A 21,328-nucleotide genomic window follows, 5' to 3' on the forward strand; every position below is an offset into this window, starting at 1 on the left:
CGGTGACGGTGACGACCGGCATGAGCGTATTGCGCAGCGCAAGGCGCCCGTAGATATATGAACGCGGCAGCCCGCGTGCGAAGGCGAAGCGGATATAGTCGGACGACAGAACATCGATCATTTCCGATCGCACCAGGCGCATGATCAGCGTCAGCTGGAACAGGGCAAGTGTCACCGAAGGCAGGATCATCGACTTCAGCCCCGAGACGGTCAAAAAGCCGGTTTGCCAGCCGAAAACACTGACGAGCTCGCCGCGCCCCGATGAGGGCAGCCAGCGTAGGTTGACGGCAAAGATGAGTATCAGGAGCAGTCCGGTCACGAAGGTCGGCATCGAAATGCCAACCAGCGTGGCCGACTGGATGATGCGCGACATGACCCCCGTTGGCTTCAGGGCGCAAAGGACACCAAGCGGGATGCCGAGCGCCAGCGACATGACCGTCGCAACGAGGACGAGTTCGAGCGTTGCCGGAAGCCTGTTCATCAACAATTCGGCGACGGGCTGCTGGTAGCGGAAGCTCGTTCCAAGATCACCTTGGAGCACGCGTCCGGCAAATTCGACGAACTGCAAGAGGAGTGGCTTGTCGAGGCCGAGCGTTGCGCGCAGCGCATCCTTTTCCGCCTGGCTTGCTCCTTCGCGCACCATCATGGCTACGGGATCGCCGACGAAGCGGAACATGATGAAGGCAACGGCCGTCACGGCGATCATCACAAGGATCGCCTGAAAGAGCCGCATCGAAACAATTTTGATCATTGGGCCATGCCTTCCATGGAGCGCCAAGCGGCTTGCGCAGCCTTCGCGTTTGCGCTGCATTGATCCGGTTATTCGTATCCGTACCCGCTGAGCGGGTTTTCAGGAATGGAAAGGCACGCCCCGCAAGCGCGGCACGTGCCATCAAGCTAATTCATGTGCGCGAACCAGGGACGAACATACTCGTCGGGGAACTGCGGCATGTCGACCTTGTCGCTCATGGCCCAGGCAACCGGCTGCTGGTGAAGCGGCAGGTAGAGCGCCTGGTCATGGGCAATGGTGAAGGCTTCCTTCAACAGGCCGACGCGCTTGTTCTGATCAAGTTCGGTCGATGCAAGGCGGGTCAGCTCGTCAATCCTTGGTATCGACAGGCCGTTTGAGTTGCTGCCGCCAAAGGTGCCGTCATTGGTGGCAAGAAGTGCCTGCAGCACGCTGTAGCCATCCATCGGCGGGAGTGAAGCCCAGCCCAGCATGTAGATGTCGAGCTCGCCCTTGTCCATGCGCGGGAAATATGTGGTCTTGCTTTCGACCCCGACATCGGCCTTTACGCCGATCTTCGCCCACATTGACGCGATGGCGAGGCAGATCTGCTCGTCGGCGATGTAACGGTCATTGGAGCAATTGAGGCCCACCTTGAAGCCATCGGGATACCCGGCTTCGGCAAGCAGTGCCTTCGCCTTGTCGATATCATAGGCAAGCGGCGCGTCGATGCCCTCGTCATAGCCGGTAACAGGCGGCGCCACGAGCATACCTGTCGTGCGTGACTTGCCGCGCATCAACCGCTTCTGGATCGTCGCAAGATCGACCGCATGCCAGAGCGCCTGGCGCACCTTGACGTCAAGGAGCGGATTAGCCTTGCCTGGTGCGGCATGCAGCTCCGGCCTAAAGTTGAAGCCGAGGAAGATGACGCGCAGCGACGGATTTTGCACAACCTTGAAACCTGCCGTGTTGCTGATGCGATCGATATCCTGGAGCGGCACAGGCGCGATCATGTCGAGTTCGCCGGAGAGCAGCGCGGCAACACGGGTTGCATCGGATGCGATGGGTCGGAATTCGACGCTCTTCAGATTGTGCTGCGGCTTGTCCCACCACTCTTCGTTGACCGCAAAGACCGAACGCGAGTCTGGCTCATAGCTGACGAGCTTGAACGCACCCGTTCCATTGGCATGGTTATTTGCGTAAGTCGTAACACCGGTGGAGGTGTTGCCGGGCTTGAGAGCATCGTGGGCTTCCATCCACGGCTTGCTCATCATGTAAATGGCGGCAAGATCATTGAGGAGAAGCGGGTACGGGCCACTCAAAACGAGGTCGACCGTAAAGTCATCCACCTTCTCGACACCGATGACTGCGGAAAGGTTTTCGCGATTGCGCGCACCGGGATCGATCTGACGTTTTATCGTGGCGACGACGTCGTCGGCGTTAAAGGGCTGGCCCTCGTGAAATTTGACGCCCTGGCGAAGCTTGAAACGCCAGCGGTCGGGCGCAATGACCTCCCAGGATGTCGCAAGCGCAGGTTCAAGCGCCAGATCCTTGTTGCGGCGCACCAGCGGATCAAAGACCATGTGATGGACGCTTTGGGTAAAGCTGTCGACCTGCGCGTTCGGATCGTAGGAAATGACATCACCAGCTGATGACCAGCGCAGCGTCTGTGCCATGGAAGGCAGGGTCATCGGCACCACAAGCGCGAGGCCTGCCAATAAGGTTTTTAGGCATTTCTTCACGGGTATCTCCCATTTTGTATACACAAGTTCCCACTAGTATGATACACATATTGTACACAATATCAAGGTGACAATTTCGGTTTTCACTGATTTGATATCAGCGCCAGTCAAGAAAACACGTTTGGGAGTCGCGAAAAATGGCCAATGCCCTTTTGATTGAGAACGGTATCGTCGTCACCATGGATGCCGGCTGGCGTGTGTTTGAAAATGGCAGCGTTCTTGTGCGGGACGGCATCATTGCGGCGGTGAGCGAAGGGCAGATCCCCGCTTGCGATGCCGATCGCATTGATGCACGCGGCATGGTCGTCATGCCCGGACTCATCGACACCCACGCCCATGCCGGGCATACGTTGACCAAGGGCCTCGGAGACGATTCGGAACAATGGATGGATATGACCGGTCGTCTCTATGCAGGCGCTGTCGATACGGAATTCTGGGCCGCAGAGGCTGCCCTTTCCGCACTTGAGCGGATCAAGTGCGGCACAACGACCGCTGCCCTCTTATTCGGCGGAGGCCCCGACGTCATGCGGACCGAAGCGCCGGAGGCGGCAGAGGCGCACCTTGCAGCCATTGCCGATATGGGCGTGCGCGAGATACTGGCGCTTGGTCCAAACCGCCCTGCGCACGCACATGTGTACCGCAACCATACAGGATCGCGTGCGGTTGATGTTGCCGTCTCGCCGTCGGAGCAGCTGGTGGTGTGCCGCGATCTCATCGACACATGGGCCGGCCGCAACGACAGGCTTCGCCTTGCGATTTCGCTGCCCGTCTTCACGGCCGGCGAACTTGAAGACAGAGACGTATACAAACTTGCGTGCGATGCGCGCGATCTGGCGCGCGAAAAAGGCACCCTTTTCGTTCAGGATGGACACCGCGAAGGATCGATTGCTGCCAATGCAGCGCGCCTTGATCTCTTTGACGCCCATTCGCTGCTTGCTCATTGCATCGAGCTGACCGAGGCAGATATCGCCATTTTGAAACAGACCGGGGCGAAGGTTGCCCACAATCCGAGCGCGCTGATGTCGGTATCGGGTCGCTGTCCGGCGCCCGAATTGGCGCAGGGCGTGACCGTTTCGCTTGGCACGGATGCTACCGCCCCCGACCGCTCGTTTGACATGTTCCGCAACATGTTTCAGGCGCATCGCTACCACGCGCGGCATTTGCGCGATGATGCGGTGCTCTGCCCCATCGAGCTCCTGTCGATGGCGACGATCGAGGGTGCACGGGCGCTTTCGATGGAAAATGACATCGGTTCGTTAGAGCCGGGAAAGTGCGCCGACATCCTTCTCGTCAACATGCGACAGCCGCATCTGTGGCCGCCCGTCAATCCGCTTCAGCGTCTCGCCCGCTTCGCCAACGGCGCCGATGTCGATACCACCATCGTCGGTGGACATGTTCTGATGCGCAATCGCAAGCTCATCCATCAGGACGAGAACGCCATTCTGGCGCGGGCCGAAGTTGCATTTAATCAGATGATAGAGCGCTTTCAGGGGCTTTGAACGCGTCACCTCGTCCAAGCAGGAGTTAACACGATGACCAAGGATCTACTCATCCGCAATGTCCGGCCGCTTGGCGGGGCGCCGACCGATCTTTTCATTTGCAATGGACGCTTCGCCGAAGGTTCCACCGAACACGAAGAAATGCGCGTGCTTGACGCCGCCGGGCAAATAGCCCTTCCCGGGCTCGTTGAAGCCCATACCCATCTCGATAAGACGCTGATCGGAATGGGTTGGTACCGCAACGAAGTTGGCCCGACGCGCAACGACAGAATCCTCGCCGACCGCAAGGCCAAGCGCGCTCTTGGCATTGACGCGCGCCGCCAATCGGCGCGCCAGATCATGCAGACCTTACGCTTCGGCGTGACCCATATTCGAACCCATGTGGACGTGGATACGGAAATTGGCATCGCCAACGTCAACGGCCTCGTTGCAACGCGCGATACCTTCTCCGGACTGGTCGACGTTGAAATCGTCGCATTTCCGCAAAGCGGAATGCTGGTACGCGAGGGAACGCTGGCGCTGATGGAAGAGGCGCTGAAGGCAGGCGCGGATATCGTCGGTGGTATTGATCCCGCGTCGATCGACAGGGATCCGGTTCGTCATCTCGATGCGATCTTCGCGCTTGCTGATCGCTATGGCAAACCCATCGATATCCACCTGCATGAGCCAGGCGAACTTGGCGCGTTCTGTCTCGACCTTATTGTCGAGCGGACCCGCACGCACGCATTGGAGGGGCGCGTCATGGTCAGCCACGCCTATTGCCTTGGCATGGTAGAGGCGAGGAGGCAGGCAGCATTGATCGACGCGCTCGCCGCTTCAAGGATCGCCATCATGACGGTCGGCAGCCCTTCTGCACCGGTCCTTCCCCTAAGGCTGCTGCGCCAGGCAGGCGTTGTCGTCGCCTCCGGCTCGGACGGCATTCAGGGGACATGGGAACCGTGGGGCAGCGGCGACATGCTGGAGCGGGCGAAGTTCCTGGCGCAGCGCAATGGCATGACGGCCGATTCAGATCTTGAGGCAACGATTGACGTATGCACCTTCGGGGGAGCCGCCGGAATCGGACTGGCCGATTACGGCCTCTCGCAGGGCTGCCATGGTGATCTTGTCCTTGTTGGCGCCGAGACGGTGGCTGAAGCCGTTGCCCTGACCCCGCAGAACCGCACCGTCATCCGCGGCGGGCGCATCCTCGTGCGCGACGGCCTACCGAGTGAGGATCTCCCGCACGTTGCTTGAAACTTCGATAAACCATGCCGCCGAAGGGCCAGTGCTTTTGACCGCCCGGTGGGTGGTCGGCCATGTGGGGGGGCGACACGTTCTCTACGAGAAAGGTGAAATTGTCTACCAAGGAAGCCGCATCGTCTTCGTCGGCCATCATTACCCCGGACCTGTCAGGCGACGCATCGACCATGGCATGGCGCTGATCGGACCCGGCTTCATCGATCTTGATGCGCTTTCGGATCTCGACACGGGCGTGCTTGGTCTCGACCATCAGCCAGGTTGGAAAAAGGGCCGGGTCTGGCCGCGCGACTACGTCAAAAGCGGTCCGGTCGAGATGCTCGAGCCTGACGAACTCGCGTTCCAGAAACGCTACGCCTTTGCGCAATTGATCCGCAATGGCATCACCACCGCACTGCCCATCGCGTCGCTGTTTTATCGCGCGTGGAATGAAACCACCGAGGAATTTGCATCGGCCGCGCAAAGTGCGGGCGAACTCGGCCTGCGCGTCTATCTCGGACGGGACATTCGGTCATCGAGGCGGACGGCAGCATTGTCGTCGAGATTGACGAGGCGCGTGGCGCTGATGGTCTTGAGCGTGCAATTGATTTTTGCAAGGCACACGATGGACGATATGGCGGCCTCGTGCGCACCATGCTGGCGCCGGACAGGATCGAATTCTGGACGGAGGCCCTGCTGCAAAAGGTGGCGGCCGGTGCCCGTGACCTTGACGTGCCTGTCCGACTGCACTGCTGCCAGTCGCAATTTGAAGTTGATACCATGCGCCAGCGGTTCGCCATGACCTCCGCCCGCTGGCTGCAACGCATTGGATTTCTGGGCGAGAAAGTGCTGTTGCCGCATGGAACCAATGCGCAGCGCGTCGATCTCGATGTCATGGCCGCGTCCGGCGCAACATTGGTGCACTGCCCTGTCGTAATGGCCCGCCATGGCGTGGCGCTCGACAATTTTTCCGATTTGCGCCGTGAAGGCCTCAACATCGGCATGGGCACCGACACCTGGCCGCCAGACATCGTGATCAACATGCAAGTTGGCCTGATGCTCGGCCGCGTCATGTCCGGCGAAGCGGCGCGGCCGGCATCGGCCGACCTTTATGACGCCGCAACCGTCGGAGGGGCTGACGCGCTGGGTCGTGGCGATCTCGGGCGCCTGCAGCAGGGAGCGGCAGCAGACATTGTCGTTTTCAACCTTGCGGGCAATCATCTTGGCCAGGTGACGGATCCGATCGCCTGCCTGATGACTGCGGCAAGCGGACGCGACGTCGATACCGTCATCATCGATGGGCGCACCGTCATGAAGGGCGGGATCATACCCGGCTTTGACTTCGACGTTGCCCATCAGCGCGCACAAAGCCAGTTCGAGCGCCTGGTCGCCCGTTATCCGGAGCGAACCTTCCGGCACCCGCCGGTCGCTGACATCTTTCCGCCGACCTACCGGAGTGAAGCGTTCAATGCGGCCAAAACTTAGGCGCCACGGTTTTCGGCTGGGGATTGGGTGTCACGGACTGTCGCAACTTCGGGATTAAGATGATAGTTAGCAAGAACATTAACCTGAAATCCCGGAGTACCGAAATGAGATTCGCCTGCTACGTTCTGGTGACCGCCGCTCTCGTCGTTTCATCTTCGTGTACCACGCCCAGTATCGACACGGAGTTGGCCACCACCTCGCTCAGGAACTCGGTATTCGACGAATGTGGATGGTCGGCAGAGCGGTCCACCCTTGTGGGGTTGCTGCCTTCGATCTCAAAGGGCCGCGACGGATTTCACCGCACCACGATCGCGGTCTGTGCAGCAGCAAAGGGCGCCGGTACGTCGCCCGGGCAGACGGCGACGGTCGAGGTCGAGGGCAGATCGGTGCGCGGTCAGTTCCTGGCGCCCGGCGAGAACCCGCAAGGCTGAAGACCTTTCTGCCGCCGGCCAGAAACATCCACGCCCATCCAGATCTTGTCAGGGCCCGAAAGGCCCGACCACGACGTTGCATGGATCAGTTCGAACATCTGTTTGACACTCTTTAGCGCCGCAAGCGCTTTCCTTCAGGTAAGGGTTAGGCGCGCTGGCACAGCTTGATGCGACGGGCCCTCGGGATTGCAGCGAGCCTTCATCTGGCGAAACGTCATTTATCCCGGAACCTGTACGTCTCCAGAATACACTCACCGTATGCGGCTTAAATCTACGGCCCGATTGCGGATGATGGCTTCCATGGCAAAATACCCGGTCACGGTCACCAGATCGAAATTTGTGATGAGCTTTTGATAGAAAGCGTCGTAGCCGGATATTCCGCGTGTGACGACCTTGATCAGATAGTCCCAGTCACCGCCTATACGATAAAAATCGATGACTTCGGGCAGCCGGTCGACGTGTTTGCGGAAATCCTCGGACCATTCCTTGGAATGGTGACGGGTACGGATCATGACGATCACCGTCAGATCCAAACCGAGGAGCCCATGGTCGATCTCGGCGCGCGAGCCACTCATCACGCCGGTTGCCTGGAGCCGTTGGAGCCGGCGCCAAAAAGCATTTTGCGAAAGCCCCACCTGCTCGGCCAAATCCCGCTGTGAGAGCGCAGCGTTACGCTGAAGGCAGGTCAGGATTTTCAGATCAATATCATCAAATTTCACGTTTGTATCGATCATGTGACCCACATTCCCCGCCATTCTCCTCAAAATAGGTGAAGCTTTTAAAGCGTGATCCAGATTAGAATCGCTGTCAATTTCTATTTGGAGACTGACAATGCGCAAACGGGCCGATCACAACCCATCAAAAGAACTGGTCACTCCACTCGGCAGGTTCAAAAGCAGCCTCGACCTCGCCGATCCTCTAGCAGCATTGAAGGACGGTCTGATCGGTTCGAAGGCGAAAGTGGACGGGCCGTTCGGCTTAAAAGATCTCGTCTATGCCGATTACGTCGCCTCGGGACGCGCGCTAAGGCAGGTCGAGCAATTTGTTCTCGAAGAGGTCCTGCCCTATTACGCCAACAGCCATACCGAAGCGTCCTATTGCGGAGGGATGATGACCCGCCTGCGCCGTGAAGCGCGGTCAGTAATCGGGGAATGCTGTGGGGCCGATAGCCGGCACGCCGTGATCTTTGCCGGGTCCGGCGCGACTGCCGGCCTCAATCGGCTCGTCAAGCTGTTGGGCGTCACCGATGCCATCGCTTCCGGTCAGCGCGTTTGCGTGATTATCGGACCCTATGAGCATCATTCGAATATCCTGCCTTGGCGCGAGAGCGGCGCAGAGGTTGTCGAGATAGCCGAAGGCAGCCACGGTGGGCCAGATCCCGTGCTGCTGGAAGACGCTTTTCAGGCCATCAACGCGGACCTGACAATCTGCTCGTTTTCGGCTGCATCGAACGTAACCGGCATCTCGACCGATATAGCTGCCGTCACGAGAATAGCGAAGACGGCGGGTGCAAAGATCGTCTGGGACTATGCCGGTGCGGGCCCTTACATGCCGATTTCGATGACGCCCGAGCAAGGTGCCGAAATCGATGCCATTGTGGTGTCGCCACACAAGTTTCTTGGCGGCCCTGGCGCGTCCGGCGTGCTGATTGTGCGCCATGACGCCGTCGTCACCTCTAAGCCCTCGTGGCCTGGTGGCGGCACTGTCAAATTCGTTTCGCCCAGCGGCCACGACTACAGTGACAGCCTGGAAGCGCGCGAGGAAGCCGGAACGCCCAATGTCATCGGCGATATTCGTGCCGCACTGGTCTTTCTGGTCAAGCATGCTATCGGACTGGACGAAATCCAGCGGCTGAACGACGAATTCACGCGGAGAGCGTTGGCCACCTGGCAGGATGAGCAGCACATCGAGCTGCTCGGCGCTCCCTCCATGGCGCGCCTGCCGATCTTTTCGTTCCGCATCAGAGACGGCAAAGGCGGTTATATTCATCAGCAATTGATTACCCGCATGCTCAGCGACCGGTTCGGCATTCAGGCCCGCGGGGGGTGCGCCTGCGCAGGCCCGTATGTGCACCGGCTGCTCTCCATCGACCCGGAAACGTCTGAGCGGATAAGGCAGGCGATCCTGAATGGCGACGAGATCGAGAAGCCCGGGTTCACGAGGCTCAATCTGAGCGTCCTGCTCTCGGACGAGAACGTTGGCTTCATTCTGGAATCTGTTGCGCAATTGGCGCGGGACGCGGCGTCGTATACCGCGCTCTATACGTTTGATCCTGCGCGGGCGATCTTCTCGCCGCTTGCATCGGATCTGCGGGAAGCTGCCTATGCATAGACCTGATGTCGCTGCATTTTTTCGACCCGCGCACCTATTCGATCCAGTACGTGATGAGCGATCCGCACACCAAGGCCTGCGCCATCATCGATCCGGTTCTCGACTTCGATGAGAAATCGGGTTCCACAGCGACCCACAGCGCCGATGCCCTGCTGGATTATGTCCGCCGGCCGGACCTGCGTCTCCAGTGGATACTCGACGCCCACCCGCACGCCGACCATTTCTCGGCTGCCGCTTATCTCAAAGGAGTGACCGGTGCCCCGATGGCGATCGGAGTTCACGTTGCCGATGTCCAGAAATCTGGTCGCGGATCTACAATTGGCCGGATCTGCGTGTCGATGGCAGCCAATGGGATCGGCTGTTCTTCGATGGAGAGACGTTCTCCATCGGCGACATCAAGGTTGGCGTCATGTATTCGCCCGGTCACACGCTTGCGTCGATCACCTATGTCGCTGGCGATGCCGCATTTGTGCATGACACGCTTTTCATGCCGGACAGCGGGACCGCACGCGCTGACTTTCCCGGAGGCAGTGCCAAGGCTCTTTGGTCAAGCATCCAGGCCATTCTGGCGCTATCAGGAGATACGCGGATCTTTGTCGGGACACGACTATCAGCCCGGCGGCCGAGGGCCGCTGTGGGAAAGCACGGTGGAACGGCAGAAGACGGAAAATATCCATCTCAAGCATTCCGGCAAGGAGGAGTTCATTATCCTTCGTGAAAAGCGATCCTGCATGCGCTGCAGGTCAACATCAATGGAGGCCAGCTTCCGGAACCGGAAGTCAACGGCATCCGCTACCTCAAGCTACCAATAGGCGCGTTTCCAGGCAGCGTATGGTCCCGAGCTGCCGTACCAACTGTTCGCTGACGACATTTCCCATCGAGAGCCAGATCAAGAAGAATGTCGCTTGCGGAAGTCCAGCTCTACGCGATCGCATCACTCCGGTTCGTACTCTCGCAGGCCCTGCTCTTTGGCGAACAGGACGCAAGGGCCATACGATCCACGAGGATCGTAGGCGAAGCCTTTAGCTGCCAAAGCCTGCGTAATCTCACGGATGCCTGACAATCCGTAGAGGTGATCGTGCAGTTCAAGAAAGACTCGCTCGATTCCAGGAAGCTCAGACCTGCGAAGCAAATCTCGTTCAGCCCCCTCAATATCCATGACGAGAATATTGATGGCGTGGTCTGCAATAAAATCATCGATGTTTGTTGACCTCACCGATATTTCGCATTGGTAAGGACCTTGATTTTTATCCATGGAAGACATCCAAAGATCCTTTCGAATATAGAAAGGAATGGTACGCGGCTCGCCTGCAGCCAACAATCCTTGGGACAGAACGACATTGCCAACGTTGTTCGCGTTGATCACACGTTGTGCGAGTGCTGCTGTTGATGGATTTGCTTCGAACGACCACACCTGGACACCCGGAACCTTTGCGATGAGTGACGTAATGACCCCGATCCCTGTCCCCAACTCTAGCACTCGATCATTCGGCCTCACGGCCTTGAACACCCACTTGGCCTCCTTCGCCTCGTAGCTGCCATTTGTAAGTGCCTGCCAGATGACCGGCGAAACTTCATTTGATGAAAGAGGCACCGTAATTCCATGAACCGTCAGCAATTCCAAATATAACTCCCTTGATTGCTTATGCCGTTATGGCTGTCGGACGGGGGCGAACGAACGTCTAGACCGACTTTTCGCGTCCAAAACACCGCTATGAATAAGGTTGGCAATGCGGAACTGGAGCCGGAGGATCTTGCTAGCCTCTGCCAGATACTGCTTTCACATCGATCAGACCTTCGTATTCAATCAAGCTATCGTAATCGGTGACCTGGCGAGGATGGTCCAATTGCGCAGCGGGTACGGGCCAGCCAATTAAGTAGCCTTGGACCTGCTCGCATCCAACCTGTTTGACGCAGGCGAATTGCTCCTCGGTCTCGATGCCTTCAGCGATTGTCGTCATCCCCAGGCTTCGCCCAACGCCGGTTACCAGTTCCACGATGGCGAAAGCATCTGCGCGGGTTGTGACGTCGCGGATGAAAGAACGATCGATCTTGATCTTGTCGAAGGGAAAACTCCTGAGGCTGCCAAGGGATGAGTATCCAGTACCGAAGTCATCCATTGCAATCTGGATGCCGAGTGCCTTTAGTTGTGTCAAAGTCTCAAGCGTCTGCTCATTCTTGTCCAGCAGCACGGATTCGGTGATCTCCAATTCAAGTCGATTAGGATCGAGCCCACTTTGCTTGAGGGTGGCGACCACACTCTGAATGAGATTTCGGCTGCGGAACTGAACTGGCGATAGATTGACCGCGACTTTGAGCGATCTTGGCCAACGGGCTGCCTCAAGGCAAGCCGTTCTTAAAACCCAATCCCCCAATTCATGAATCAACCCGATATTTTCTGCGACAGGAATGAACTCGGAAGGCGGGACTTGGCCGCGTATCGGATGAAACCAGCGTAGAAGGGCTTCGTAGCCGCATATCTCGCGTGTAATCGTGTTCACTTGCGGTTGGTAGAAAAGTTCCAGTTCGCCATTGTCCAGCGCCTGCCTGAGATCGGCTTCGAAGGACTTCTTCTCCGTCAATCTTGTTTGCATTTGAGATTGGAAGACACACGCATACCCGGAGCCGAACGACTTTGCTTCGTAAAGCGCGAGGTCTGCGTGTTTGAACAGTTCATCGGTGTCGGGTTCCTCTTCGGATATGGCAACGCCAACGCAAGTACCGATTTTAATCTCACGCTCACTGACATGGTAAGGTAAATTGATTTTCTCCACTACGGCACGGGCAAAATCAAAAGCCTGTTTCTCAGTCAGACCCGCGGTCAGGATCGCGAACTCATCGCCCCCCAACCTGCAGACGAGATCCCCTTCGCGACTGAGTTCTGTAAGGCGGCTTGCGACAGCTTGAAGAAGGCCGTCACCGACGTCATGACCGAGCGTATCGTTGACATCCTTGAATCCATCGAGATCGAGGAGAAAGATTACAGCCGTTGGACCACCAGATGTTGCTGTTTTCAGCCGCGCTTCCAGATCCTGACGAAATAAAAGTCGATTGGGTAGCCCCGTGAGGGCGTCGTGATGGGCGACATGCTTTAACCGATAGTTCTGTAACTTCAATTCTCCTGAAGCCTCGCGAAGATTGTCGGTCAGGTCACTCATCTTGCGGTGAGCACCGTCGAGAAGGCTGTTGTGGCGCAAAAGCAGAACAACAAGCCCCACCCCGCACAGAATGAGGCCGCCTGCGAGCCCTGTATAGATCAAATGGAGCTGTCGTAATTCTGCCTGGGCAGCGTCTATCAGGCCTACATCGAATTCAACCGCAGTGGATGCAAGCGCTGTCATCGAAGAATCCAAGACAGCCATCGATTTCAGCGTCGTCTTGAGGCCATCGGAATCGAGCGTGTCAAGCCGCTGATCAAGCAGATTGAGTACCTTAGTAAGGTCTGCGAGCAATTCGCGGCGCTGTGGGTCTTCCTCAACAAAGGTATGCAGATTGCCCTGCTTTAGAAGTTCCAATCGGCCGATCATGATATCAAGGCGAAGGCGGACCTCATCACGATCAACATCGTCCATGCCCAATGCATAAGCGGCCAAGCGATGTTCGAGCCTCATATATTCAGAGACCGTCTGACCAACAGCCCAGGAGTCATTATAGCGCGCAAACTTTTGCAGCGCAGTTTGCCGCTCGGCAATGACATAGGCGATGTAGGCCGTCGCCACCACAAAGCAACAGATTATGATCCCGAGAAACCGTTTCACTAATGTCTCTATTCTATTATCAGTTTGGCCACCTGCCAGGCGGACCTTGTGTAATAGGTCTGGCTTTGCAGCTGTGGGTCACTGTCGTAAGGATAGACAATAAACAGTGGCCCTTTATCGCGGACGGGCATGTAATTTCCATCGCGCTTGAGGGCGAGCACGACCTTAAATTTCTTAAAGTCATCCAGGGGAATGGTCGTCACGTAGTCGTTAAGCGCAACTGCCGTCACCTTCGTTCCTGTGGCTCCCACCAGTTCCATGAGCTTGTCGAGAGGTACGCCCTCGAAGCGTACGCGGGTGTCATACCACGGGGTTGCCGTTTCGATGGTCTGCAAGCCGATGTCTTCCAGCATCGCCCGGTCGAATTCTGCCGTGGAGCCGTTGTTCGTATTTTCAATTTTCCCGGATACAACGAGAATTGCCTTACCTGCAGGCTTGGCAAGTGACCCGGCAAATGCGTTTGAAACCGTGGCTATCGAGAAGGCTACGCAGATAAAAAGGCGGATTAAGCTCATTGAAATTTCTCCCTGATGAATTTGGGTTAATAGAGCATATGAGCTAAATCAGCATCAAAAATAACATGGCTCAGAACAATCCGCTCCATGATTTTTACTTTGCGAGGGTTTGGCTGATGCATCGCAGGCAAATCCCCGGCAGGCTTGTCTAAAGATAAGCGTGAACCGCAACGCCATCGGCCCGGCCACCGATGGGTGGAAAGGCGGACTACAAGGCGGCTGGAAGCTAACCACATCGCGCTAAAGACGAGTACAAACCGTGTGTGTTAGAATTAATTTGAAATGCCTCATTCAAGTGGGGTTCGGGCCCATGGTGACAGCAAAGCAATACGCCAAGAACGCGACGGCCGCTTTGCATCATATTCTACATCTTCCGGCAGGCGAGTTCGACCACGACGGCACCGCCGCCGTGATCGAGCAGGCCATAAGAGACGCCACGCGCGAGCGAGGCAGCAGGGTCGACCAACAATTGAAGGCAGCGCAAGCGGCGGCGCAGCAGCGTTTGGCGCGACTGCTGAGTTCGTCACCTGCCGTGATCTACAGCTTCGAGGCGACCGGTGATTTTTCGCCCACATTCGTAAGTGAAAACATCAATGCCGTGTTCGGATATGCGCCGAGCGAGTATCTCGAAAATCCATCGTTCTGGCGCGATCGGGTCCATCCGGAAGATCTCGCCCGGGTCGAGGAGGCGATTTCCCAATTCTTCCAGAACGGAACCCAAGCGGTTGAGTATCGGTTTCGCTGCAAGGATGGCTCCTATTGCTGGGTGAACGACGAGCAGCAACTGATCCGTGACAAGAAGGGCAAGCCACTGGAGATCGTCGGATCGTGGAGCGATATCACGGCGCGCAAGGCTGCCGAGCAAGCGAAGGCGGCCGCGCATGCCCAGCTATCCCAGCTGTTGAGTTCGTCACCTGCCGTGATCTACAGCTACAAGGCGACGGGAGATTTTGCGCCAACCTTTGTCAGTGAGAACATCAGGGACACGTTGGGTTACGATCCGGAGGAATATCTGGAAAACCCGGATTTCTGGCGGCGCTGCGTGCACCCCGATGAGCTTGCCGCGGTGGAAGCTGAGTCTGTCCACCTGTTCAAGGAAGGCCATCATACGGTCGAATATCGCTTTCTCAAGAAGGATGGCACCTACTGCTGGGTGAATGATGCACAGCGCCTGATCCGCGACGCGGACAGTCAACCGGTCGAGGTGGTGGGCTCGTGGAGCGACATCACGGATCGCAAGCGAGCGGAAGAAGCCGCTACGGCGGCTCAGAATCGGGTCTCGTATCTGCTCTCCTGCGTGCCGGCGGTGATCTACAGCTTCAAGGCAACGGGCGACTTTTGGCCGACGTTCATTAGCCCGAACCTGAAGGACCTGCTCGGATATGAGTGTGAGGAGTATCTGGCGAGCCCAGATTTTTGGCGCAGCCGTGTGCATCCCGGCGATCTGCCGCGTATCGAGAAAGACTACGCGAGGCTGTTCGAGGAGGGACGTATCGGCAACGAGTACCGGTTCCGCAAGAAGGATGGCAACTACTGCTGGATCAGTGACGACTTGCAGCTGCAGCGTGACGCTGCGGGTAATCCGATCGAGGTGGTTGGTGCGTGGAACGACATTACGGCCCGCAAGCAGATTAGCGAAGCCCTTGTAGCCGCCCAGGACCGCCTCGTGCGCGTGTTGTCGTCAGCGCCCGCGGTGATCTACAGTTTCAAGGCGACCGGCGACTACGCCCCGATCATCATCAGTGAAAATATCAAGAGCTTGCTCGGATATGAGCCGAGCGAGTACCTTGAGAACGCCGATTTCTGGCGCGACCGGGTGCACCCTGACGACCGCGCCTGGGTGGAGGCCGCATCGGTCCAGTTGTACCGGACAGGCCGCCACACGATTGAATACCGGTTCCGCAAGAAGGATGGCATCTACTGCTGGGTCAATGACGAACAGCAATTGATCCGCGACAAGGACGGTCAGCCGCTTGAAGTCATCGGCTCGTGGAGTGACGTGACCGCACGCAAAAACGCCGAGCTCCTCTCCGAGCGCAGCGAGCAGCGCCTGACGGACGCGATCGAATCAATCTCGGAGGGGTTTTCTCTGTACGATGCGCAGGACCGGCTGGTCGTCTGCAACAGCGCCTATGGCGAACTCCTCTATCCAGGACTGGGGATGCCGGCTCCGGGCACGCCCTACGAAGTGCTCATCCGCAACGCGGTGGAACAAGGCCTTGTGGAGGATGCGCGAGGACGGGCTGACGAGTGGATCGCCGAGCGCCTGGAAAGACACAGGCAACCGGGCCAACCCCATGTGCAACAGCGAGCCAACGGCCGCTGGATTCAAATTAACGAGCGCAAGACGACAGAGGGCGGAATCGTTGCCGTCTACACGAACATCACCGCAATCAAGAGGGCCGAAGAAAAGATCCGGAATTCCAAGTCGAAGTTGGAGCGGGCGAATGCACTCGTGACCGAGAAGAACAAGACGCTGGAGGCCTTGTCGAACAAGCTGTCAAAATATCTCTCACCTCAGGTCTACTCATCGATATTCGCAGGCACTCAGGAAGTAAGGATAGCCTCTAGCCGCAAGAAGCTCACCATATTGTTTTCTGATATCGCCGATTTCACCGAGACGACAGATGATCTGGAATCGGAGGAACTGACGGCTCTGCTCAACCACTACCTGACGGAGATGACGAAGATCGCTCTGGCGCACGGCGCGACCGTTGACAAGTATATTGGCGATGCGATCCTGGCGTTTTTTGGCGACCCGGAGACGAGAGGCGTCAAGGAGGATGCGATGGCCTGCGTCAACATGGCGATCGCGATGCAGCGGCGCATGTGGGACTTGCAGACAGAATGGCGTGACATGGGACTACAAAAGCCGTTCCAGCTGCGGATCGGTATCAACACGGGCTATTGCACCGTTGGCAATTTCGGCAGCGAAGACCGCATGGAATACACCATCATCGGTGGTGAGGTGAATCTGGCCTCCAGGCTGCAATCCCATGCCGAGCTTGGCGGCATTCTTCTCAGTCACGCGACCTATTCCTTGGTCAAGGACAAGGTTCTGGCCGACGAGCGGGAGCCGATACGGGCCAAGGGTATTGCCAAGCTTGTGCGAAACTACAGGGTACTCCAGCGGATCGAAGACACGATCGAACATGGCAATACAATTCGGAAAGAGCAGGATGGGCTCAAAATACTTCTCGACCTGCAGAAGCTCGACAAGGCAAGTGCTGTCGAGACGCTGGAAGCCATCCTCTCGCGCCTCAAGACGTGATTTTACTCGGGCCCCGTTCATCTGTTGGGATCGTCCCCACACTGCTTTACGTCGCGGCTGGCGGCTTGGCCTTGCTCGGCCGGGCAGGGACACAGTGCCCGCTGGCCGGCGAGGATGGCTTGCCCGTCCGCACCCGCGCCGAATGGATGATCAATAAAAGCGACCCAGATGTCATCCACCAGCTTTGGGTACAACTCGATGCCGTTGTAATGGTTGAAGGTCTTGCGGATTGCCGCTTTTGTGCTCGCCCCTGATCAGCCATTGTAAGCGGGTCTGCCAGGATCAAAGAACAAGGCATCCTGGCGCTTGCGCAGGTCAAGAAGGCGAGATTGTGCAGCATCGACATCGCTGAGACGGATGGCAGAGCCTGCCTTGACCGGATGGACAAGCTGGCGGTTGGCGACGAGATAGAACGGCGCGGGATCGTCAGCTGCGAGCGGCCGTCCCGCAACAAGGGCCGCGGCAACGTTGCTGATGGCATGATGATGGCCGGTTGCGGTCAGCACCGTTCCGGCATCCAGGTCAGTTTCGGCGACCGCGACAAGATCAAAGGTCGGGCGCGGCGATTTCGCACCGCTGGAAACCCCCCTGATCCCCGCTTCAAGAACGCTGGTTGCAGCTTCAAGGCCAAGGAGGTGGCGCGGCAGGTAGATCATTGCGGTCGAGCCGCTGCGACTGAGGATGTGGCCTTTTTGTGCAAGAAGCTCCCAGCTTGTCTCGTCGTGGCAGCGGATCACGACAAAGACGCCGCCGGCGAAGCTGACTTCGCCGGGAAGACGCAGGCAATGGAAGACATCCATGCGGCGCTCGCCATGCAACAGTCCGCCATCGCCAATTGTGGAAAAGATCGTCGGCACCTCGCCGATCCGGGCGATCGGACAATGAAGATCGGCGCGGTCGGGCTGAAGGGCAACCGAATGGGAAACCACTGCAAGTTCGCATAGATCGGGAACGGCGCGCTGGGGAAAGTTTGTTGCTGCCCGCGCTCGCGCAGCGACGATTTCGGCGACATCACGGTCGCCGAGGTTGAGATGTTCGGCAAAACCTGGGACTTCAAGGGCAACACCGTTGCTGCTGAGCGTATTGGTTTTGGGGTCGAATACGAAATCATATTCGCTCGACTTTCCGGCGCAGACGATATCGAAGCCGAGCACCTCCGCCCAGGTAACCAGACCGATAAGCAGGCTGGGCTGGTCGCCGTCAACGGGTGTCACCACCCTTCCCTTGCGTGCTGCGAGCGCGCCGAGGCCCGGTCCGATGACGCTTGCGACCTCCTTTGAGACAAGTGCAAGGTGCTTTCCGGCTTTGATCGCAAGCTCAGCATGGATCGCGCCCGATTCTGGGTGGCCCGTCGCCTCGACCACGACGTCGAATGGCAGGTGGATGACGTTTGCAAGATCGCCGGTGGCGATGAGCGAACCGTCCTCCCAGGCCCGGCTGGCTTCTGCCGCGCTGTTGCATTGGGTGATCCTTTTCGGCGCCCCCACGGACCCTAAGGCAGCGGCGGCCGATGCGCTGGTGAGGTCGACAGCAATACGAACGTTGAGCAAGGGTACGCGGCGGCCTTGCGCAAGAAAGCTCCGGCCAAAGCCGCCGGTACCGACGATACAGGCTTCGACCGGCGTTGCCGCGCCGGCGAAATAATCATGATAGTTCATGGTAAACTTGACCCCTTTGCCTCAGGCGTTGGCCGAATGTTTGGTACCGCTTCGGCGAAGGCCGCGCAGTCCAGTCAGTTTTGCAATGATCGGCCACAACAGCATCAGCACCCCGAGAGCCATGATCGCCGACACCAGCGGGTTCGACCAGAAGATGCTCAGCGATCCGTTGGACATCAGCATGGACTGGCGGAACGCATCCTCGGCCTTGTCGCCAAGGACCATGGCGAGAACCAGAGGCGCAATTGGATAGTCCAGTTTCTTGAACAGATAGCCGAACACCCCGAAAACGAGAACGAGCCACATGTCAAAGGTCGAATTGGCGATCTGGTAGGCCCCGGAAAAGATCACGGCGACGATCACCGGACCGACGATCGCGAAGGGCACCCTCAGGATGGAGGCGTAGATAGGTACGGTCGTCAGGACGAGGAGTACGGCGACCACATTGCCGATGTACATCGATGCGATGAGGCCCCAGACAAAGTCCGGTCGATCGATAAAGAGCATGGGCCCCGGTGTGAGGCCCCAGATCATCAGTCCGCCCATCATGACGGCGGCGGTGGCTGAGCCTGGAATGCCAAGGGCAAGCATGGGCAGGAGGGCCGATGTTCCTGCCGAATGATCAGCCGTTTCGGGCGCGATGATCCCCCGCGGATCGCCCTTGCCGAATTCGGATTTGTCACGGGCAAACCGGCGGGCAAGGCCATAGCTCATGAATGAGGCCGCCGTTGGGCCTGCCGGCGTAATGCCCATCCAGATGCCGATCACGGTCGAGCGGACGATCGACCAGCCGTAGCGCGGAATTTCCTTCAGCGCCTTCCATACGTCGCCTGCCCTGATCCTCGCCTTGATCCCTTCGAACCGCAGGCCCTCTTCCGTGGTGAGCAGCAATTCGCCAATGCCGAAAAGCCCCATGACGGCGACGAGGAAGGAGACGCCCTTGATCAGATCCGGGATGCCGAAGGTCAGCCGCAATCCGCCCGAGATCGTATCCATGCCAACCGTTGCCAGCGCAAAACCCAGCATCATCATGACAAGTGTTTTTGCCGGAGGGTTGGTTCCCATGCCGATAAAGCTGGCGAAGGCAAGGAAATAAACGGCAAAGAACTCGGGCGAGGAAAACTTGAGGGCGAAGCCGGCAACCCAGGTCGACAGCAGCGTGATCATGATGACGCCTGCAAGGGCTCCGATACCTGCAGAGACGAAGGCCAGCGTCAGGGCCCGCGTCGCCTGCCCCTTTCGGGCCATCGGATAGCCGTCAAACGTCGTTGCGACCGAGGAAGGTTCACCCGGAATATTGAAGAGAATAGACGTCGTCGATCCGCCGAAAAGCGCGCCCCAATACATGCAGGAAAGGAGAATGATCGCCGTGATCGGATCCATCGTGAATGTCAGCGGCAAGAGCAGCGAGACACCGTTTGGGGCGCCGAGACCGGGGAGCACGCCGACGAGGATCCCGAGGGTGACCCCAATGACCATGACCACGATGTGAGGGATGGTGATCACGGTTGCAAAACCGTCCATGAGGTAGCCGATATTTTCCATTGCCTATATCCAGTCCAGCTGTGTCGCGGCGCGCGGGGTCAGTAGATTCCAAGCCAGGTCTCGATGGGCCCTTTGAGGAGCGGAACCTGAAATCCGATTTCAAAGACGAGATAAAAGACTGCCATCACGACGAGCCCTGCGGCGGCCGAAAGCCACCAGCGGTAGCCGCCCTGCCACTTCATCGAGGCAAAGATGTAAAGCGCCGTGCCGACATAAAGGCCAAGGAGCAAGGCGACGATGATGAAAGCGATGAGGGGGATGAGAAATCCAAAGACGGGCTTTGCCCGTTCCAGGTCGAGAAAGACTTCCCCCTCGTGTTTGTAGAAAAACAGGCTACGAATGAGTGTTGCCATGCTGCCGATGATGACTAGGACGCCGACGTAGAAGGGAAAATAGCCTGGCTCAGGCCCGGTTTCGCTCCAGCCTATGCCGCCGCGCCACGAACCGTAACAGATTGCAAGGCCGGCTCCGGCCGTCAGCAGCGCAGTGACTATTTCCATCGTCCTGCGCGATAATGATCGATTGTCGTAGCCAGCCATTTTCGCCTCCGAGACCGTTCAGACAGAGGCGTTCCCCAAGAGGAAACGCCTCTGCGTTTTCCTTTATTCGACCAGCCAGCCTTCGCGCTTGAGCACCTCTTGTACCTTGTTCCGGTCGGCGGTCTCATATTTGCTGAAATCGTCGCCTGCCATGAACTGCGACGTCTGCGAGGTCTTGGCGATATAGTCCGCCCATTCCGGCGTTTCGGAAACTTTCTTCAGGACATCACGGTAGAAGGCGACTGCGCCTTCGTCCACTCCGGCCGGAAGCCATACGGTGCGTGGCATGCGGTAGCTGTCGATTGCAAGCCCGGCCTCGGCGCAGGTTGGAATATCCTGCCAGCCCTTGCCATCATGCACGGGCTCGCTCTTGGGGAACCGGTCGGGCCGGAAAACGCATAGCGGCTTGACCATACCGGCTTGCCATTGGCCACGGTTTTCATTGGGATTGTTCACATTGGCGTCGATATGGCCACCCGAGAGCTGGACGGCTGCCTCGCCGCCGCTCTTGAACGGGATATAGCGGAACTCGGCGCCAGTGACGTCGGTAATCATCGAAACAAGGATCTGGTCGGTATCCTTCGACTGGCTTCCACCGAACTGGAGCGCCTT

The 21,328-nt window shown here is 58.0% G+C and carries 15 protein-coding genes and 2 pseudogenes; 7 read left to right on the forward strand and 10 right to left on the reverse strand.

Annotated features, from left to right (window positions below):
- Positions 1–751 (reverse strand): ABC transporter permease (locus tag AAAB35_RS20105; protein ID WP_340670046.1); only part of this gene is annotated, 751 nt, incomplete at its 3' end.
- 146 nt (positions 752–897) lie between these two features.
- A complete protein-coding gene (locus AAAB35_RS20110) occupies positions 898–2,469 on the reverse strand; it encodes an ABC transporter substrate-binding protein (RefSeq protein WP_340670047.1) in 1,572 nt (523 codons plus the stop codon).
- A gap of 137 nt (positions 2,470–2,606) precedes the next feature.
- Between AAAB35_RS20110 and AAAB35_RS20115 the strand changes: the two genes are divergently transcribed.
- The 4 genes and pseudogenes from AAAB35_RS20115 to AAAB35_RS20130 all read left to right on the forward strand — a co-directional run bounded on the left by AAAB35_RS20115 (position 2,607) and on the right by AAAB35_RS20130 (position 7,099).
- Complete coding sequence (locus AAAB35_RS20115) at positions 2,607–3,968, forward strand: amidohydrolase family protein (RefSeq protein WP_340670048.1); 1,362 nt, start codon at positions 2,607–2,609, stop codon at positions 3,966–3,968.
- Positions 3,969–4,001: 33 nt separating this feature from the next.
- Positions 4,002–5,201 (forward strand): amidohydrolase family protein, encoded by a 1,200-nt coding sequence (locus tag AAAB35_RS20120; protein WP_340670049.1) that lies wholly within the window; start codon positions 4,002–4,004, stop codon positions 5,199–5,201.
- A gap of 178 nt (positions 5,202–5,379) precedes the next feature.
- Positions 5,380–6,668, forward strand: a pseudogene (locus AAAB35_RS20125) (chlorohydrolase family protein).
- Between the two features lie 104 nt (positions 6,669–6,772).
- Positions 6,773–7,099, forward strand: a complete 327-nt coding sequence (locus tag AAAB35_RS20130; RefSeq protein WP_340670050.1) for a hypothetical protein — start codon at positions 6,773–6,775, stop codon at positions 7,097–7,099.
- A 251-nt stretch (positions 7,100–7,350) separates the two neighbouring features.
- Here AAAB35_RS20130 and AAAB35_RS20135 read toward each other — a convergent pair whose 3' ends face one another.
- Positions 7,351–7,833 (reverse strand): Lrp/AsnC family transcriptional regulator, encoded by a 483-nt coding sequence (locus tag AAAB35_RS20135; RefSeq protein ID WP_340670060.1) that lies wholly within the window; start codon positions 7,831–7,833, stop codon positions 7,351–7,353.
- Between the two features lie 97 nt (positions 7,834–7,930).
- On the opposite strand from AAAB35_RS20135, the gene AAAB35_RS20140 reads away from it, so the two are divergent.
- Both AAAB35_RS20140 and AAAB35_RS20145 read left to right on the forward strand, forming a co-directional pair.
- On the forward strand, positions 7,931–9,430 hold the full coding sequence (locus AAAB35_RS20140; RefSeq protein WP_340670051.1) for an aminotransferase class V-fold PLP-dependent enzyme: 1,500 nt from the start codon (positions 7,931–7,933) through the stop codon (positions 9,428–9,430).
- Positions 9,423–10,295: pseudogene (locus tag AAAB35_RS20145) on the forward strand (MBL fold metallo-hydrolase). Before AAAB35_RS20140 ends, AAAB35_RS20145 begins: the two are co-directional and overlap by 8 nt.
- Before the next feature lie 69 nt (positions 10,296–10,364).
- Here the strand turns inward: AAAB35_RS20145 and AAAB35_RS20150 are convergent.
- The 3 genes from AAAB35_RS20150 to AAAB35_RS20160 all read right to left on the reverse strand — a co-directional run bounded on the left by AAAB35_RS20150 (position 10,365) and on the right by AAAB35_RS20160 (position 13,703).
- On the reverse strand, positions 10,365–11,054 hold the full coding sequence (locus AAAB35_RS20150; protein WP_340670052.1) for an FkbM family methyltransferase: 690 nt from the start codon (positions 11,052–11,054) through the stop codon (positions 10,365–10,367).
- A 133-nt stretch (positions 11,055–11,187) separates the two neighbouring features.
- A complete protein-coding gene (locus AAAB35_RS20155) occupies positions 11,188–13,188 on the reverse strand; it encodes an EAL domain-containing protein (protein ID WP_340670053.1) in 2,001 nt (666 codons plus the stop codon).
- An 8-nt stretch (positions 13,189–13,196) separates the two neighbouring features.
- Complete coding sequence (locus tag AAAB35_RS20160) at positions 13,197–13,703, reverse strand: molybdopterin-dependent oxidoreductase (protein WP_340670054.1); 507 nt, start codon at positions 13,701–13,703, stop codon at positions 13,197–13,199.
- A 310-nt stretch (positions 13,704–14,013) separates the two neighbouring features.
- On the opposite strand from AAAB35_RS20160, the gene AAAB35_RS20165 reads away from it, so the two are divergent.
- A complete protein-coding gene (locus AAAB35_RS20165) occupies positions 14,014–16,974 on the forward strand; it encodes a PAS domain-containing protein (protein ID WP_340670055.1) in 2,961 nt (986 codons plus the stop codon).
- A 254-nt stretch (positions 16,975–17,228) separates the two neighbouring features.
- On the opposite strand, the gene AAAB35_RS20170 is transcribed toward AAAB35_RS20165, so the two are convergent.
- The 4 genes from AAAB35_RS20170 to AAAB35_RS20185 all read right to left on the reverse strand — a co-directional run.
- A complete protein-coding gene (locus AAAB35_RS20170) occupies positions 17,229–18,632 on the reverse strand; it encodes a flagellar biosynthesis protein FlgA (protein WP_340670056.1) in 1,404 nt (467 codons plus the stop codon).
- Between the two features lie 21 nt (positions 18,633–18,653).
- A complete protein-coding gene (locus tag AAAB35_RS20175) occupies positions 18,654–20,177 on the reverse strand; it encodes a tripartite tricarboxylate transporter permease (RefSeq protein WP_340670057.1) in 1,524 nt (507 codons plus the stop codon).
- A gap of 38 nt (positions 20,178–20,215) precedes the next feature.
- Positions 20,216–20,716 (reverse strand): tripartite tricarboxylate transporter TctB family protein, encoded by a 501-nt coding sequence (locus AAAB35_RS20180; protein ID WP_340670058.1) that lies wholly within the window; start codon positions 20,714–20,716, stop codon positions 20,216–20,218.
- Between the two features lie 63 nt (positions 20,717–20,779).
- A partial coding sequence (locus AAAB35_RS20185; RefSeq protein ID WP_340670059.1) for a tripartite tricarboxylate transporter substrate-binding protein occupies positions 20,780–21,328 on the reverse strand: 549 nt, incomplete at its 5' end.

It is taken from the genome of Phyllobacterium sp., from assembly GCF_037994425.1.
GTDB lineage: Bacteria > Pseudomonadota > Alphaproteobacteria > Rhizobiales > Rhizobiaceae > Phyllobacterium.

Bases quoted from the DNA above. Each gene is read 5' to 3' on its own strand.
- AAAB35_RS20120 (WP_340670049.1), top strand. From the start codon at position 4,002: ATGACCAAGGATCTACTCATCCGCAATGTCCGGCCGCTTGGCGGGGCG.
- AAAB35_RS20160 (WP_340670054.1), bottom strand. From the start codon at position 13,703: ATGAGCTTAATCCGCCTTTTTATCTGCGTAGCCTTCTCGATAGCCACG.
- AAAB35_RS20170 (WP_340670056.1), bottom strand. From the start codon at position 18,632: ATGAACTATCATGATTATTTCGCCGGCGCGGCAACGCCGGTCGAAGCC.
- AAAB35_RS20165 (WP_340670055.1), top strand. From the start codon at position 14,014: ATGGTGACAGCAAAGCAATACGCCAAGAACGCGACGGCCGCTTTGCAT.
- AAAB35_RS20180 (WP_340670058.1), bottom strand. From the start codon at position 20,716: ATGGCTGGCTACGACAATCGATCATTATCGCGCAGGACGATGGAAATA.
- AAAB35_RS20175 (WP_340670057.1), bottom strand. From the start codon at position 20,177: ATGGAAAATATCGGCTACCTCATGGACGGTTTTGCAACCGTGATCACC.
- AAAB35_RS20130 (WP_340670050.1), top strand. From the start codon at position 6,773: ATGAGATTCGCCTGCTACGTTCTGGTGACCGCCGCTCTCGTCGTTTCA.
- AAAB35_RS20140 (WP_340670051.1), top strand. From the start codon at position 7,931: ATGCGCAAACGGGCCGATCACAACCCATCAAAAGAACTGGTCACTCCA.
- AAAB35_RS20115 (WP_340670048.1), top strand. From the start codon at position 2,607: ATGGCCAATGCCCTTTTGATTGAGAACGGTATCGTCGTCACCATGGAT.
- AAAB35_RS20135 (WP_340670060.1), bottom strand. From the start codon at position 7,833: ATGATCGATACAAACGTGAAATTTGATGATATTGATCTGAAAATCCTG.